The organism is Burkholderia sp. Ac-20379 (assembly GCF_017104645.1).
Lineage (GTDB): Bacteria > Pseudomonadota > Gammaproteobacteria > Burkholderiales > Burkholderiaceae > Burkholderia.
Map to the genome: position 1 here is coordinate 1 of NZ_JAAGPF010000767.1, position 655 is coordinate 655.

Below are 655 nucleotides of genomic sequence, written 5' to 3' on the forward strand. Positions count from 1 at the left end.
AATACACGACCGTGAGCAGCGTGTAGGCAGGTTTGCGTTCTGCGGTCCCGACCACCACCTACTTCTACACTACCCACACCACCCTTGCCGCCCACGACGCCCTCCCGCCCCCGCCGTAATTGACGCCGCTCGCCTGCGCGCCGCAAAAGCGCCGCTCGAACAGCGCGACGCTCGCGCCCCGGCTCGCCAGCGCCAGCGCGGCCGACGCGCCCACCAGCCCGCCGCCGACGATCGCCACCTGCACATGCCGCGTGTCACTCATCGTGGGCCTCCGCTTCGCGTACCGGCTCGGCGTCGTCGAACAGCATCGGCGAGATCGGGATCGGCTTGACCGGGGCCTGGCCGCGCGGCCGGCCCACCGCGTGCAGCGGCCGGCCGGTTTCGGCGGCCAGCAGCGCCATCGCCGATTCGCCGCACATGCGGCCTTGGCAGCGGCCCATGCCGATCCGCGTCAGCGCCTTCAGCCGGTTCACCTCGGTGGCCATGCCCGAGCGGATGCATTCGCGCAGCGTGCCGGCCGTCACCGCCTCGCAGCGGCACACGAGCAGATCGTCGGCCCAGCCGGCCGCGGCTTCGGGCGGCGGCGGCGCGAACGCCTGTTCGAGCCCGGCGCGAAACACACGGATACGGGCCAGTTTCGCGTCGATGGCCGTCG

General features: G+C 72.5%; 2 protein-coding genes. Both read right to left on the reverse strand.

Annotated features, from left to right (window positions below):
• Window positions 1-64 precede the first annotated feature (64 nt).
• Window positions 65-262, reverse strand: coding sequence for an FAD-dependent oxidoreductase (locus G3N92_RS34495; protein WP_277396228.1), 198 nt, complete (start codon window positions 260-262; stop codon window positions 65-67).
• Window positions 255-655, reverse strand: a 401-nt coding sequence (locus tag G3N92_RS34500) for a (2Fe-2S)-binding protein (RefSeq protein WP_206131937.1), incomplete at its 5' end; no start/stop codon positions are given. The genes G3N92_RS34500 and G3N92_RS34495, both read right to left, overlap by 8 nt.